This is a genomic window from Marichromatium sp. PS1 (genome assembly GCF_041155115.1).
Taxonomy (GTDB): domain Bacteria; phylum Pseudomonadota; class Gammaproteobacteria; order Chromatiales; family Chromatiaceae; genus Marichromatium; species Marichromatium gracile.
On record NZ_BAAFHB010000002.1, the window covers coordinates 974,409 to 989,088 of the forward strand.

Annotated in this window: 12 protein-coding genes; 10 read left to right on the forward strand and 2 right to left on the reverse strand. The window is 68.6% G+C overall.

The window, feature by feature from the left end:
• Entirely contained in the window at window positions 1-2,595 is a 2,595-nt protein-coding gene (gene mutS / locus ACAM26_RS05710; protein ID WP_369613257.1) for a DNA mismatch repair protein MutS, read from the reverse strand.
• Between the two features lie 425 nt (window positions 2,596-3,020).
• Between mutS and ACAM26_RS05715 the strand changes: the two genes are divergently transcribed.
• Window positions 3,021-3,599: a hypothetical protein gene (locus ACAM26_RS05715; protein WP_369613258.1), complete on the forward strand. Its 579-nt coding sequence runs from the start codon at window positions 3,021-3,023 to the stop codon at window positions 3,597-3,599.
• A 471-nt stretch (window positions 3,600-4,070) separates the two neighbouring features.
• Window positions 4,071-4,481 (forward strand): bacteriohemerythrin, encoded by a 411-nt coding sequence (locus ACAM26_RS05720; protein ID WP_369613259.1) that lies wholly within the window; start codon window positions 4,071-4,073, stop codon window positions 4,479-4,481.
• A gap of 6 nt (window positions 4,482-4,487) precedes the next feature.
• Here ACAM26_RS05720 and ACAM26_RS05725 read toward each other — a convergent pair whose 3' ends face one another.
• Complete coding sequence (locus ACAM26_RS05725; protein WP_369613260.1) at window positions 4,488-5,240, reverse strand: TSUP family transporter; 753 nt, start codon at window positions 5,238-5,240, stop codon at window positions 4,488-4,490.
• 455 nt (window positions 5,241-5,695) lie between these two features.
• Here ACAM26_RS05725 and ACAM26_RS05730 point away from each other — a divergent pair, with 455 nt between their 5' ends.
• The 8 genes from ACAM26_RS05730 (at window position 5,696) to rpsR (ending at window position 14,662) form a co-directional block, all read left to right on the forward strand.
• On the forward strand, window positions 5,696-6,625 hold the full coding sequence (locus ACAM26_RS05730; RefSeq protein ID WP_123143495.1) for an ABC transporter ATP-binding protein: 930 nt from the start codon (window positions 5,696-5,698) through the stop codon (window positions 6,623-6,625).
• Between the two features lie 5 nt (window positions 6,626-6,630).
• Entirely contained in the window at window positions 6,631-7,407 is a 777-nt protein-coding gene (locus tag ACAM26_RS05735; RefSeq protein WP_123139401.1) for an ABC transporter permease, read from the forward strand.
• A 407-nt stretch (window positions 7,408-7,814) separates the two neighbouring features.
• On the forward strand, window positions 7,815-10,190 hold the full coding sequence (mrcB, locus tag ACAM26_RS05740; RefSeq protein ID WP_123143455.1) for a penicillin-binding protein 1B: 2,376 nt from the start codon (window positions 7,815-7,817) through the stop codon (window positions 10,188-10,190).
• Between the two features lie 2 nt (window positions 10,191-10,192).
• Window positions 10,193-10,981 carry a tetratricopeptide repeat protein gene (locus ACAM26_RS05745; RefSeq protein ID WP_123139399.1) on the forward strand — a complete coding sequence of 263 codons (789 nt, stop codon included), beginning with the start codon at window positions 10,193-10,195 and terminating at the stop codon, window positions 10,979-10,981.
• A 35-nt stretch (window positions 10,982-11,016) separates the two neighbouring features.
• Window positions 11,017-12,924, forward strand: coding sequence for an ATP-dependent DNA helicase (locus ACAM26_RS05750; RefSeq protein ID WP_123139398.1), 1,908 nt, complete (start codon window positions 11,017-11,019; stop codon window positions 12,922-12,924).
• Window positions 12,925-12,965: 41 nt separating this feature from the next.
• Window positions 12,966-13,664 (forward strand): molecular chaperone DnaJ, encoded by a 699-nt coding sequence (locus ACAM26_RS05755; protein WP_123139397.1) that lies wholly within the window; start codon window positions 12,966-12,968, stop codon window positions 13,662-13,664.
• A gap of 394 nt (window positions 13,665-14,058) precedes the next feature.
• A complete protein-coding gene (gene rpsF, locus ACAM26_RS05760) occupies window positions 14,059-14,415 on the forward strand; it encodes a 30S ribosomal protein S6 (RefSeq protein WP_062271666.1) in 357 nt (118 codons plus the stop codon).
• A gap of 22 nt (window positions 14,416-14,437) precedes the next feature.
• Complete coding sequence (rpsR, locus tag ACAM26_RS05765; RefSeq protein ID WP_005222396.1) at window positions 14,438-14,662, forward strand: 30S ribosomal protein S18; 225 nt, start codon at window positions 14,438-14,440, stop codon at window positions 14,660-14,662.
• Window positions 14,663-14,680 lie beyond the last annotated feature (18 nt).

The window sequence follows — 14,680 nt, forward strand, 5'->3', positions numbered from 1 at the left end:
TCAGTCGGTCGTCAGCAGCGCCCGCAGTCGGTAGAGCGCGTCGAGCGCCTCGCGCGGGCTGAGTGCGTCGGGGTCGAGTGCCTCGAGCGCCTCGTGCAGCGGGTCCGGTGCCGGCGGTTCGGGCGTGGGTGCGGCCGCCGGCTCGGCGGCGAACAGCGACAGCTGCACCGCCTCGCGCTCGGCGTGGGCGCGGGCATTCTGCTCCAGCTCCTGCAGCCGCGCGCGGGCACGCGCGATCACCGGCTGCGGCACCCCGGCGAGCGCAGCCACCGCCAGCCCGTAGCTCTGGTTCGCCGGTCCCTCGCGCAGCGCGTGCATGAACACCACGGTGTCGCCGTGCTCGACCGCGTCGAGATGGACGTTGGCGATCCCCGGATACTCCTCGGGCAGCGTGGTCAGCTCGAAGTAATGGGTGGCGAACAGGGTGTAGGCGCCGATCCCGGTGGCCAGCTCGACCCCGCACGACCAGGCCAGCGACAGCCCGTCGAAGGTGCTGGTGCCGCGACCGATCTCGTCCATCAGAACCAGGCTCTCGGCGGTGGCGTTGTGGAGGATGTTGGCCGTCTCCTCCATCTCCACCATGAAGGTCGAGCGCCCGCCGGCGAGGTCGTCGGAGGCGCCGATGCGCGAGAACACCCGATCAACCGGGCCGAGCCGCGCGCTGCGCGCCGGCACGAAGCTGCCGGCATAGGCCAGCAGCACGATCAGCGCGCACTGACGCATGTAGGTCGACTTGCCGCCCATGTTGGGGCCGGTGATCACCAGCATCCGTCGCTCGCCGTCGAGGCTGAGCGAGTTGGCGACGAAGGGCTGGTCGATGACCTGCTCGACCACCGGGTGACGGCCGTCGATGATCTCGATCCCGGGCGTGTCGTCGAGCGTCGGGCGCGCCCAGCCGAGTCGCTCGGCGCGCTCGGCGAGGTTGGTGAGCACATCCAGGGTGGCGATCCCGGTGGCGCTCGTCTGCAGCGGCGCGAGCCGTTCGGCCAGGGTCGTGAGCAGCGCCTCGTAGAGCGCCTTCTCGCGGGCCAGGGCGCGCTCGCGGCTGCTCAGGATCTCGTCCTCGAAACCCTTCAGCTCCGGGGTGATGTAGCGCTCTGCGGCCTTCAACGTCTGGCGGCGCACGTACTCGACCGGCACCGCGTCGCCGTGGCTGCGCCCGACCTCGATGTAATAGCCGTGCACCCGGTTGTAGCCGACCTTGAGGGTGGCGATGCCGGTGCGCGCGCGCTCGCGCTGCTCCAGTTCGACGAGGAAGCGGTCGGCGTTCTCCGAGAGCCCGCGCAGCCGGTCGAGTTCGGCGTCATAGCCCGCGGCGATCACCCCGCCATCGCGGATCAGTAGCGGCGGCTGGGGGATGACGGCGCGGGCGAGCAGGTCCTGGGTCTCGGGGTGGGTGGCGATCCTGTCGGCCAGCTCGGCGAGCAGCGGGTCGTCGATCGCCCCGAGGTGTTCGCCGAGTGCCGGCAGCAGCGCCAGCGAGTCGCGCAGCACCGCGAGGTCGCGCGGGCGCGCCGAGCCGAGCGCGACCCGGGCGAGGATGCGTTCGAGATCGCCGATGCCGGCGAGCAGCTCGGCGAGGTCGGCGCGCCCCGGGGCCGCGAGCAGCGCGGCGACCGCGCCGTGACGGCGGGCGACGGCGTGACGGTCGCGCAGCGGGCGGTTGATCCAGCGGCGCAGCAGTCGGCTGCCCATCGCCGTGGCGGTGTGATCGATGACCCCGGCGAGGGTGTGCTGGTGCTCGCCGCTGAGGCTCTCGGTCAGCTCCAGGTTGCGCCGGGTGGCGGCGTCGATGATCAGCGCCTCGTCGCGCTGCTCGGTGCTCAGCCCGCGGATGTGGGGCAGGGCGGCGAACTGGGTGTCGCGCACGTACTGCAACAGACAGCCGGCGGCGCCGATCGCCAGCGTCATGCCGGCACAGCCGAAGCCGCCGAGGTCGCGGGTGCCGAACTGCTCGCAGAGCATGCGCGCGCCGTTGTCGGCCTCGAAGTGCCAGGCCGGGCGACGGGTGAGACCGCGCTCGAGGCGCAGCGCCTCGGGCAGGGAGGAGGACTCGTCGACCAGCACCTCGGCGGGGCGCAGGCGTTCGAGCTCGCTGGCGAGCGCCTCGCGACCGCTGACCTCGAGCACCGAGAAGCGCCCGCTGGAGAGTTCGAGCTGGGCCAGTCCGTAGCCCGCGCGCGCCGACTCGGCGATCGCCACCAGCAGGTTCTCGCGACGGTCCTCGAGCAGCGCCTCGTCGGTGAGGGTGCCGGGGGTGACCACGCGGGTGACCTTGCGCTCCACCGGCCCCTTGCTCTTGGCCGGGTCGCCGATCTGCTCGCAGATCGCCACCGACACGCCCTGGCGCACCAGTCGCGCGAGATAGCCCTCGGCGGCGTGATAGGGCACCCCGGCCATGGGGATCGGACGCCCGGCCGACTGGCCGCGCTTGGTCAGGGTGATGTCCAGCAGCCGGGCGGCGCGCTCGGCGTCCTCGAAGAAGAGTTCGTAGAAGTCGCCCATGCGATAGAACAGCAACAGGTCCGGATACTCCGCCTTGAGTCCGAGGTACTGCCGCATCGCCGGGGTGTGCTGAGAAAGATCCTGGGACATCCGCTCTCGTCTGTCGTGGCCGGGTGGAAAAGGCCAGCTAGTCTAGAGGCTTTGGCGCGGGTGTGCAGCGGGGGAACCTGAACCGCAAAGAGGCCAAGGACGCGAAGGCGGTTGTTTTCGGGGCGACTTCTCAGCGGCAGGTCATCAGTCCGCAGTAGGAACATGTGGCTCGACCGCTTCCCCAAGAGGTTTTTATCCGTCGGGTTGTGGTCGGGTGTGAGCCACTGGCGTCAGGCGGGAGACGCCGTCCCTGCTGGTGAGTGCTGAGGTTCGCGGGGGATGCGGACGAGTTTCGAGCCCCTTTGACGACTCAGTAGGTAAAAACTTTGTGTCCTTCGCGCCTTTGCGGTTCAACAGATCGGGTGTCCTCGCTGAGTGGACGATTGGGTGTCCGTGCGGCGGCGCTTCCCGGTAGAATGCCGGCCATGAAAAAGAATGACCTGAAACTCCCCAAGACCTACAAGACGCTGCTGATGCTGGCCCTGGTGTTCGGGCCGTTCTTCTGGCTGACCTTCACCGATGACGGCAAGCGTTGCACCGACCTGGCGTTGATGTACGTGCTCGGCAAGAGCGAGTTCAATGCCGCACTCGAGTCCTTCGACAGCGACCTGACCGAGGCGCGGTTGCGCGAGACCTTCGCGGATCTCGAACTGCAGTGCGCCGATGGCCCCAACCCCTATGGCGACCGGCTGTGCGGCGCCGCGATCGGCAGCTTCAACCAGATGCCGGCCTCGGCGGTGACCTTCTTCTTCCGCGACGGCCAGCTGCGTGCGACCAAGCTGGTCTATCGCCGCGCCTATCACCAGCGGATCGGCGACTGGATCGCCGGGCGGGTCGCGACGCGTGGCGATGCGCTGCACCGCGAGAGCGAGGTGCGCGACAGCGGCGGGGTGCGCCAGCTGGCGGTGGCCGACGGCGCGATCTTCCTGCGTGACGGCGAACTCGGCAAGGACGAGGAACCCGCGCTGCTGTGGCTGTCCCAGGCGGCACTCGCCGGGCGTTGAGCCGCGATCAGCGATCGGCCGACAGGGTTGAACCGCAAAGCCGCGAAGCACGCACACTGAATGATGTGTGATGTCGGCGTGAGGCCACAGGCGGCACGGGTCCGCACCCACTGGCGGCTGATCGCTGGCGGCTGATCCCCCTTTGCGCCCTTCGCGCCTTCGCTGTTCAATCCCCTGGTAGCTGGTAGCTGGTAGCTGGTAGCTGGTAGCTGGTAGCTGGTAGCTGGTAGCTGGTAGCTGGTAGCTGGCACGCCACGTCTGCGGACCCGAAGACCGTTCGCTTGCTTTGCGCCCTTCGCGCCTTCGCGGTTCAATCCATGCTGGCGGCTGGCGGCTGGCGGCTGGCGGCTGGCGGCTGGCGGCTGGCGGCTGGCGGCTGGCGGCTGGCGTCTTCCTCGGCTACAGTCGGCGTTTGTTTCGGCGTGACCGCGTTGGCCGCGCCCGCTCCGTGTCACCCCACAGGTATCCCTCATGCTGAAAGAATGGTCCGACGTCTATTCCATCGGTATCTCCGAGATCGATGAGCAGCATCGCTGCTTCTTCTCCGCCTCGCACCGGCTCTATAGCGAGATCCTCGATCGCAAGGGCAAGGAGGCGGTCGAGGGTGCCGTGTCCTTCATGCGCGAGTACGCCGAGCGCCACTTCTCCACCGAGGAGGCGTTCATGAACGAGCACGGCTATCCGGATATCAAGGATCACCTGCAACAGCATGCTGCCTTCTTTCGCCGCCTCGATATCCTCGAACAGGAGTTGCAGATGTTCGGTCCCACCCAGGACCTGGCCGAGCGCGCGCTCGACATCACCCAGGACTGGCTGATCGACCATATCGCCGACGAGGATATGCTCTACTCCCTCCACATCAAGAGCGGCGACGCGGCCTGAGTCCGTTCAGCCGAGCAGCTGCTCCCACAGCAGCCGCGCCGAGATCGCGATCGACACCACCACCAGGATCGGGCGTACCAGCGCGGCGCCGTGACGCAGCACCAGATGAGCGCCGATCCAGGCGCCGACCAGTTGGCCGGCGGCCATCACCAGCGCGATCTGCCAGAGTACGTGGCCGCCGCTGACGAACAAGAGCAGCGCGGCGAGGTTGCTGGTGAAGTTGAGCAGCTTGGTATGCGCCGTCGCCCGGCGCAGGTTGTAGCCGAGCAGGGACACATAGGCGATGGCGAAGAAGGTGCCGGTGCCAGGCCCGAAGACGCCGTCGTAGAAACCGACCCCGAGACCGATGGTGAGCGCGAAGGCGCCGTGGCCGATGCGCTGGTGCGAGTCGATGTCGCTGACCCGGGGCGAGAACCAGAAATAGAGCGCGAAGCCGATCAACAACAGCGGGATGGCGTGCTCGAGCGCGGCGGCGTCGATGTGTTGCACCAGCACCGCTCCGGCTGCGGCGCCGAGGAAGGTGAGGAGCACCGCAGGTAGCGTCTCGCGCAGCGCGATGGCGCCGCGGCGGATGAAGTGGATGGTTGCGGTGGCGCTGCCGAAGACCGCCTGGGCCTTGTTGGTCGCCAGGGTCTCGACCGGGCCGAGTCCGGCCCAGAGCAGCGCCGGGATGGTGATCAGTCCGCCGCCGCCGGCGACGGCGTCGACGAAACCGGCGGCGAGCGCCACCGGCAGCAGCCAGAGTGCGGTATCGAGCATGGCGTGAGGCGTGGGGCAAACGCTTCATTATCGCCGCTCGGCGCTCGAGCGTCAGCCGCCAGCGACCAGAACGTGTGAACCGCCAAGGGCCAAGAGCGCGAAGATGAGGAAGGGCTTCCAGCCGCCAGCCTCCGGTGAGGGGGCAGGGTTGTCTCGTCGCGTCGCGGTTGACCGCATACCGACACTGGAGGCTGTTTGCTGAAGGCTGGTCGCTTTCTTCGAGTCCTTTGGGTCTTTGCGGTTCAATCCCCTGGCGGCTGGCGGCTGGCGGCTGGCGGCTGGCGGCTGGCGGCTGGCGGCTGGCGGCTGGCGGCTGGCGGCGCCGCTTGCGAGCGCGCGGCCGGCGCCGCTAGAGTAGTCGGCTATCCAGATCCGCCGGCCCGGTCGTTGGCGGGCCGCCTCGCGCGGGCCGTCGGTCCGCCGCTCATTCGGTCGCAATCCGTCAGACTTCCATCATGCTCGCACTCGATGTCCAGCAACTCACCAAGACCTACAAGGGTGGCTTCCAGGCGCTCAAGGGGATCGACCTGACGGTCGAGGAGGGTGACTTCTTCGCGCTGCTCGGCCCCAACGGGGCGGGCAAGTCGACCTTCATCGGTATCCTCTCGTCGCTGGTCAACAAGAGCAGCGGTCGGGTCAGCGTCTTCGGTCACGATCTCGATCGCGACCCCGAGCGGGTGAAGTCGTGCATCGGCCTGGTGCCGCAGGAGTTCAACTTCAACCTCTTCCTGCCGGTGTTCGAGGTGGTGCTCAACCAGGCCGGTTATTACGGCATCCCGCGGCGCGAGGCCAAGGTGCGCGCCGAGCGCTATCTGCGCCAGCTCGATCTCTGGGATCGGCGCGACACCGAGATGCGCCGACTCTCCGGTGGGCTCAAGCGCCGGCTGATGATCGCCCGCGCACTGGTGCACCAGCCGCGGCTGCTGATCCTCGACGAGCCGACCGCCGGGGTCGACATCGAGATCCGTCGCTCGATGTGGTCCTTCCTGCGCGAACTCAACGCCGAGGGCACCACCATCATCCTCACCACCCACTATCTGGAGGAGGCCGAGAGCCTCTGCCGCAACATCGCCATCATCCAGCACGGCGAGCTGGTCGAGCGCTCGACCATGGGGGCGCTGCTCGGCAAGTTGCACACCGAGACCTTCGTGCTCAACCTCAAGGGACAGGTCAGCGAGCTGCCCGAACTCGGCGGCTTCGTCCTCCAGCATCTCGACGACTGCACCCTGGAGGTGGAGATGAACCGTGATCACACCATCAATGGGCTGTTCGAGGCGCTCTCGCGCAACGGCATCGAGGTGATCAGTCTGCGCAACAAGCAGAACCGGCTCGAACGACTGTTCCTCGACATGGTCGAGCGTCGTCCCGCCGACGAGGGGGTCTGAGTATCATGGCCGAGACCTATCGCTACTGGATCACCTTCCAGACCATCCTCACCAAGGAGATCCTGCGCTTCTCGCGGATCTGGGTGCAGACCATCCTGCCCTCGGTGATCACCACCACCCTGTATTTCGTGATCTTCGGTCGGCTGATCGGTGAGCGCATCGGCGAGATGGACGGGGTCGCCTATCTGGAGTTCATCGTCCCCGGTCTGGCACTGATGAGCGTGATCACCAACGCCTATTCCAACGTCGTCTCGTCCTTCTACAGCAGCAAGTTCTCGCGCTATATCGAGGAGTTGCTGGTCTCGCCGGCGCCCAACTGGGTGATCCTCGCCGGCTATGTCGCCGGCGGCGCGGCGCGCGGTATGGTGGTGGGCGTGGCGGTGATGGTGGTGGCGATGCTGTTCACCGACATCGAGGTGCACAGTTATGGCGTCACCCTGCTGGTGTTCCTGATGACCGCGGTGCTGTTCGCGCTCGGCGGCTTCATCAACGCGGTCTATGCCAACAGCTTCGACGACATCTCGATCATCCCCACCTTCGTGCTCACCCCGTTGACCTATCTCGGCGGGGTCTTCTACTCGATCGAGCTGCTGCCGGAGTTCTGGCAGGGGGTGTCGATGGCCAATCCGGTGCTCTACATGGTCAACGCCTTCCGCTACGGCCTGCTCGGCATCAGCGACATCCCGCTCGGCGTCGCCTTTGCGATGATCGCCGCCTTCATCGTCGCGCTCGCCGCCTACAGCCTGCACCTGCTGCGCCGCGGCATCGGGATCAAGAACTGAGCCGTCGGGGGCGGCTCGGCTTGCAGCGGCCAGAAGGTTGAACCGCCAAGGGCGCGAAGGGCGCAAAGAAAGCGACCAGCCTTCAGCAAGCAGCCTCCAGTATCGGTTTGCGGTCAACTGCGGCGGTACGATGCAATCCAGCTTCCTCACCTGGAGGCTGGCAGCTGGAAGCCCTTCTTCTCTTCGCGTCCTTCGCGCGTTGGCGGTTCAATCTCTCCCGCTGGCCGCTGGCCGCTGGCCGCTGGCCGCTGGCCGCTCGCAGTTGTGCGCCGCCGCCGCAAATGGGACCATAAGCAACTGATTACAGCGAGACTCAGGACAGCCCGTGCCCGCGACGCCCCGATCCCAGCAGCCGAATCCCGTCCAGTCGATGCGCCGCGCCGTGGCGCGGCGGTGGGGCTGATCCCATGGCCACGACCCGCAAGACCCGTCGCCGTCCGCCGCGCAAACGTGGCGGCAAGATCCTCGGCTTCCTGATCCGGGTGGGGCTGTTGCTCGCGCTCGCCATCGGGCTCGGCACCACCCTCTACGGCATCCATCTCGACCGGGTGGTGCGCGCCAAGTTCGAGGGACAGCGGTGGGCGCTGCCGGCGCGCGTCTATGCCCGTCCGCTGGAGCTCTATGCCGGGCGCCAGCTTGCCGTCGACGAACTCGAACAGGAGTTGCAACGGCTCAACTATCGCCGGCTCGCCAACCCCGACAGCCCCGGTAGCTATCACCGTGAGGGCGAGCAGATCGTGCTGCGAACCCGTCCCTTCCGCTTCTGGGATGGGCGCGAGTCGAGCCGTGGCCTGCGGGTGCGCTTCGACGGCCACCGGGTGAGCGTGCTGGAGGCCGTCGACGGCGGTCCCGATCCGGCGCTGGTGCGGCTCGACGCGATGCTGATCGCGAGCATCTATCCGACCCACAACGAGGACCGCATCCTGGTGCGGCGCAAGGATCTGCCCGAGCTGCTGGTGCACACCCTCTATGCGGTCGAGGATCGCAGCTTCGAGCGCCACCTCGGGGTCGACCCGCGCGGCATCGCTCGCGCCGCCTACAGCAACCTGATGGCCGGCGGCGTGGTCGAGGGGGCCAGTACCCTGACCCAGCAGCTGGTGAAGAACTTCTATCTCTCCGCCGAACGCACCCTCGAGCGCAAGCTCAAGGAGGCGTTCATGGCGGTGCTGCTCGAGCGCCGTTATACCAAGGGCGAGATCCTCGAGGCCTACGCCAACGAGATCTATCTCGGTCAGGACGGCAGCCGCGCGATCCACGGCTTCGGGCTGGCCAGTCGCTTCTATTTCAACAAGTCGCTGGCCGATCTCGATGTCGCCGAGACCGCGTTGCTGGTCGGCATGGTGCAGGCGCCCTCGAGCCTCGATCCGCGACGTCGCCCCGAGGCGGCGCTCAAGCGGCGTAATCTGGTGCTCGACGTCATGGTGCGCGACGGTGTGGTCGATGCCGCCACCGCCGCCGCGGCCAAGGACGCGCCGCTCGGGGTGGTCGACGGTGGCGGGCGTCCGGCCGGCGAGTATCCGGCCTTCATCACCCTGGTGCGGCGCCAGCTGCAGCGCGACTATCGCGACGAGGACCTGCGCTCCGAGGGGCTCAACATCTTCACCACGCTCGATCCGCTGGTACAGACCACGGTCGAGCGCTCGGTGCCGGAGCGTCTGGGGGCGATCGAGTCGGCGCGCGGCAAGCGCAAGGGCTCACTGGAGGCCGCGGCGGTGGTCACCTCGGTCGCCCAGGGCGAGGTGCTGGCACTGGTCGGCGGACGCGATTCGGCCTATGCCGGATTCAATCGTGCGCTCGACTCGGTGCGCTCGATCGGCTCGCTGGTCAAGCCGGTGGTCTATCTCACTGCGCTCACCCACCCCGAGCGCTACAGCCTCTCGACCATCATCGAGGACAAGGCGGTGAGCATCCCCGACGGCACCGGGTCGCGCTGGGAGCCGAGCAACTACAGCCATCGCGTTTATGGCAAGCTGCCGCTCTACGAGGGGCTGGTGCGCTCGCTCAACCTCGCCACCGTCAACCTCGGCATGGACCTGGGCGTCGACGAGGTGGTCGACAATCTCTACCGGCTCGGTGCCCAGCGGCGCATCTCGGCGGTGCCGGCGATGCTGCTCGGTGCGGTCAACCTCTCGCCGCTGGAGGTGGCCCAGGTCTACCAGTCGATCGCCGCCGGCGGCTATCGCTCGCCGTTGCGTGCGATCCGCGAGGTGGTCGACGCCGAGGGGCGTCCGCTCAACCGCTATCCGCTGGCCGTCGAGTCGGTGGTCGATCCCCGCGCGGCCTATCTCACCACCTGGGCGATGGAGCGGGTGGTCGAGCGCGGCACTGCCGCCTGGCTGGGACGTCAGCTGCCTGATGGCATGAGCATGGCCGGCAAGACCGGTACCACCAACGGACTGCGCGACAGCTGGTTTGCCGGCTTCTCGGGCGACAAGGTCGCCGTGGTCTGGGTCGGGCGCGACGACTTCAAGCCGATGGGGCTGACCGGCAGTAGCGGCGCGCTGCGGGTCTGGGGCGACTTCATGCTCAAGCTCGAGAACGAGCCGCTGGCGCCGCTGCGCCCGGAGGGCGTGGTGACGGCGCAGGTTTGCGATGGCGCCGAGATGCCTTATGTCGCCGACTATGTCCCGAGCGCCGACAGTTGCGGTGGCGACGAGTCGGCCGAGGAGCAGGAGGGCGAGGCCGTGGCCGAGGGGGCGGCGCAGGATGAAGAGCCTGCGCCGCCCGAGCGTTCACGCCCCGCCAGGGAACAGAACCTCTTCATGAGCGATTTCTACAACTGACGATGCGAGCCTTCATCATCCTGATCGCCGTCCTGGCGCTGAGTGCCTGCGCCGGCCAACCCCGTCAAGGGGACCCCGCACCCGTGGTCCGGGTGACCCCGCGCCCCGAGCAGGCGCCGACCCCGGAGTCGGCCGAATCCGCCGCCGAGGATCCGGCGGTCGCGGAGCCGCAGACCGAGGTCTATGCCTATCGCGACCCGGCGCAGCTCCCGGCGCCCGAGGTGGTTGCCGAGCCAGGCCCGACCGGCTCCACTGTGCCGGCGCTGGTCTCCGAGGCGCCGACCCAATCTCCGACGCCGACGCCGGCGCCGGTCGAACAGCGCCCGAGCGCCCCGAGCGTGCGCTCGAACGCGCCAGCGGCCATCACCCCGCCGCCGCCGGAGACGCCTCGTACCGCGGCGGTGACCACGCCTCAGCAGGCCCCGGCGCAACCCGCGCCTGCGCCGGCCTCCTCGGTGAGCGCGCCCGATCTGCCGGCTGCCGCCGAGGCCCTGGCGCGACAGGCCGAGCGCCAGCGTCAGTCGGGCGACTATGCCGGCGCCGCCGCCTCGCTCGAGCGCTCGCTGCGCATCGCGCCCAAGCAGGCCTATCTGTGGAACCGGCTGGCGCGGGTGCGGCTCGAGCAGGGCCAGACCGGGCAGGCGGGCAATCTCGCCTCGCGCTCCAACAACCTCGCCGGTGAGGACGCGGCGGTACGTCGTGACAACTGGCTGATCATCGCCGATGTGCGTCGGCGCGCCGGTGACGCCGCCGGTGCGAGCGAGGCCGAACGTCGCGCCAGCGGCGGTTGAGCGCGACGGGCACGGCGACGGCCAGGGTGGACCGCATGGAGCTTGCGCGGGTCTTCGGCGACGACGGGCCGTTGAGCGCCCGCGTGCCGGGGTTCCGGACGCGTCAGCCGCAGCGCGAGATGGCCGAGCGGGTCGGCGCCGTGATCGACGGCGGCGGGGTGCTGGTGTGCGAGGCCGGCACCGGCACCGGCAAGACCTTCGCCTATCTGGTCCCGGCGATCCTCTCCGGGCGCAAGGTGCTGATCTCCACCGGTACCCGCAACCTCCAGGACCAGCTCTTCCATCGCGATCTGCCGTTGATCCGCGACGCCCTCGGCCTGCCGTTGCGCGCCGCGCTGCTCAAGGGGCGGGCGAACTATCTCTGCGTCCACCGCCTGGGTCTCGCGCTCGACGAGCCGGGGCGTCACGATCGGGTGCTGCGCGCGCATCTCGAGCGGGTGCGCGACTGGTCGGCCAATACCCGCAGCGGTGACATCGCCGAGTTGCCGCTCCCGGACGAGAGCGCGGTGTGGCCGCTGGTGACCTCGACCACCGACAACTGTCTCGGCCAGGAGTGTCCGCAGTGGCAGTCCTGCCACCTGCTCGCCGCCCGGCGCGAGGCCCAGGCCGCCGACCTGGTGGTGGTCAATCATCATCTGTTCTGCGCCGACCTGGCGCTCAAGGACGAGGGCTTCGGCGACATCCTGCCCGGCGCCGACTGCTTCATCCTCGACGAGGCCCACCAGCTGCCCGACACCGCCTCGACCTTCTTCGGCATGGCGCTGAGCAGCCGTCAGCTGCACGACCTGCTGCGCGACACCGAGCTGGAGTACCAGCGCGAGGCGGGCGACGTGCCCGAGCTGCTCGAGCACTGCGCCCGGGTGCGCCGGGTGCTGCAGGACCTGCGTCTGGCGCTCGGCAGCGGTGAGCGGCGCGGCCCCTGGGAGTCGCTCAAGGAGGAGCCTGCGGTGATACGCGCGCTCGATGCCCTGGCGCGTCGTCTGACCGCGCTCGGCGAGGGGCTCGGTGCGCTCGGCGGGCGGGGCAAGGGGCTCGATGCCTGTGCCGAGCGCGCCACCGAGCTGCTGGCGCGGCTGCAGACCCTGCTCGGCGAGCCCGACGAACGGGTGGTGCGCTGGTTCGAGACCCAGGGGCGTGGTTTCCGTCTGCACCAGACCCCGCTCGAGGTCTCCGGAGTGTTCCGTGCCCAGATGGCGCGACCCGGCACCGCCTGGGTGCTGACCTCGGCGACCCTGGCCGTGGGCGACGACTTCGGTCATTTCATCCGCCGGCTCGGGCTCGACGAGGCCGAGACCGCGCGCTGGGAGAGCCCCTTCGACTACTCCAGCCAGGCACTCTGGTTCGTCCCCCGCGGTCTGTCCAAGCCCTCGGAACCGGACTATAACCAGCAGGTGCTGGCGCTCGCCCGCGAGGTGATCGGTTACAGTCGGGGGCGGGCCTTTCTGCTGTTCACCAGCCATCGGGCGTTGCGCGAGGTCGCCGCCGGGCTGGTCGGCCAGATCGACTATCCGTTGCTGGTGCAGGGGCAGGCGCCGCGCGGCGAGCTGCTCGAACGCTTTCGCGAGCTGGGCAACGCGGTGCTGCTCGGCACCTCGAGCTTCTGGGAGGGGGTCGACGTGCGTGGCGAGGCGCTCTCCTGCGTGCTCATCGATCGCCTGCCCTTCGCCTCGCCCGGCGACCCGGTGCTCGCCGCGCGCATCGAGGCGTTGCGCCAGCGCGGCGGCAACCCGTTCCGCGACTACCAGTTGCCGCAGGCGGTGATCGCGCTCAAGCAGGGGGCGGGACGGCTGATCCGCGGCAGCGAGGACCGTGGCGTGCTGGTGGTCTGTGACCCGCGACTGCTCTCGCGCTCCTATGGCTACGCCTTTCTCGACAGCCTGCCGCGCACCGCGCGCACCCGCGACATCGCCGATGTGCGCGACTTCTTCGCCACCGCCGACTGAGGTCCGGGGCCCCGGTCGATATCGACAATCGAGGAGGATGGATGGCTCGTCTGCTGGTCCTGATCGCGCTGCTGGTCCTGCTGTGGTGGGGGTGGCGCTGGTTCGTCCGTACCCCGGCGCCCGAGGTCGCGCGCGCCCTGCGTGGCTGGGTGGTGTGGGGTCTGGTCGGCCTGCTGGTGCTGGCGGCAGCCACCGGACGGCTCAATCCGCTGTTCGCCGCCCTGGGCGCGGCGATCCCGGTGGTGCTGCGGATCGCCAATCTGGCGCAGCTGTTGCCGCTGCTGCAGCGCTTTCTGGGGCGCGGGCGCGCCGGTCAGGGGCCGCGATTGCGCAGTCGTTATCTCGAACTCGAGCTTGATGCGGGTGGTGGCGCGCTCGACGGCCAGGTACTCGACGGCCCCTTCGCCGGGCGGCGACTGAGCGCGCTCGATCGCGAGGCGCTGGCACGGATGCTCGAGTTCTATCGCGAGTCCGACGCGGAATCGGCGCGGTTGCTCGAGACCTATCTCTCCCGGGCACGCGGTTGGAGCGGGGCGAGTGGCGGCAGCGGTGGCGCCGGCTCGGGACGACCGAGCCCGAGCGAGGCGCGCGCCATCCTCGGCCTCGGTGCGGACGCGGGGCCGGACGAGATCCGCGCCGCCCACCGTCGGCTGATGCAACGTCTGCATCCCGACCGCGGCGGCTCCGATTACCTGGCCGCGCGCATCAACGCCGCCAAGCAGGTGCTGCTGGAGGAGTAGCGGCCAGTTGCCGGAAGATTGAACCGCCAAGGCACCAAGGGCGCAAAGGGGTGTTCAAGCTGTTACCGACCGGTCGCCGGTGGTCGCCTGCCCTCAAGCGCTGGGCCAAGGACGTGCGCACCGGTTGATGACGGCAAACCGTGCTGTTGTCGAGGGCGCACACCCACTGGCGACTGGAGGCTGATCGCTGGAGGCTCTGCTCTTCTTTGCGTCCTTCGCGCCTTGGCGGTTCAACCCCCCGTCGGCTCTTTCCCCCGACTAATCTTTCGTTTCCAAAGCCCCCTGATTTTGCGTACAATGATCGATTCCCCGAATCCTCGGGGATACTCCTTGCCTCACCGTCTCGGCGCCGAGTCTGCGCGGCGGGAGGCTGTCCAATCCGTAAGGAGCCAAGATGCGACACTACGAAGTGGTTTTCCTGGTGCACCCGAGCCAGAGCGAGCAGGTGCCCGGCATGGTCGAGCGTTACAAGACCAATCTCGAGAAGCGCGGCGGTCAGATCCACCGCCTCGAGGACTGGGGCCGTCGTCCGCTGGCCTACCCGATCAACAAGGTGCACAAGGCACACTATGTGCTGATGAACGTCGAGTGCGATCAGGAAGCGATCGACGAGCTCGAGAGCGCCTTCCGTTTCAATGACGCAGTGCTGCGCAACATGATCATCCGTCGTGACAGCGCCGTCACCGAGCCCTCGCCCCTGGCCAAGACCGAAGGCGAGGACGAGGGCGCTTCGAGCAAGCGCGACGACTGATCACTAGGCACTGGAGAACATCATGTCCCGATTCTTTCGACGCAAGCGTTACTGCCGGTTCACCGCTGAAGGCATCACCGAGATCGACTACAAGGATCTCAACCTGCTGAAGGCCTATGTCAGCGAGTCCGGCAAGGTCGTGCCCAGCCGCATCACCGGTACCTCGGCCAAGTACCAGCGCCAGCTCGCCCAGGCGGTCAAGCGCGCGCGCTACCTGGCCCTGCTGCCCTACACCGACGGTCATTGATCCGGCGCGTCGTGCCGC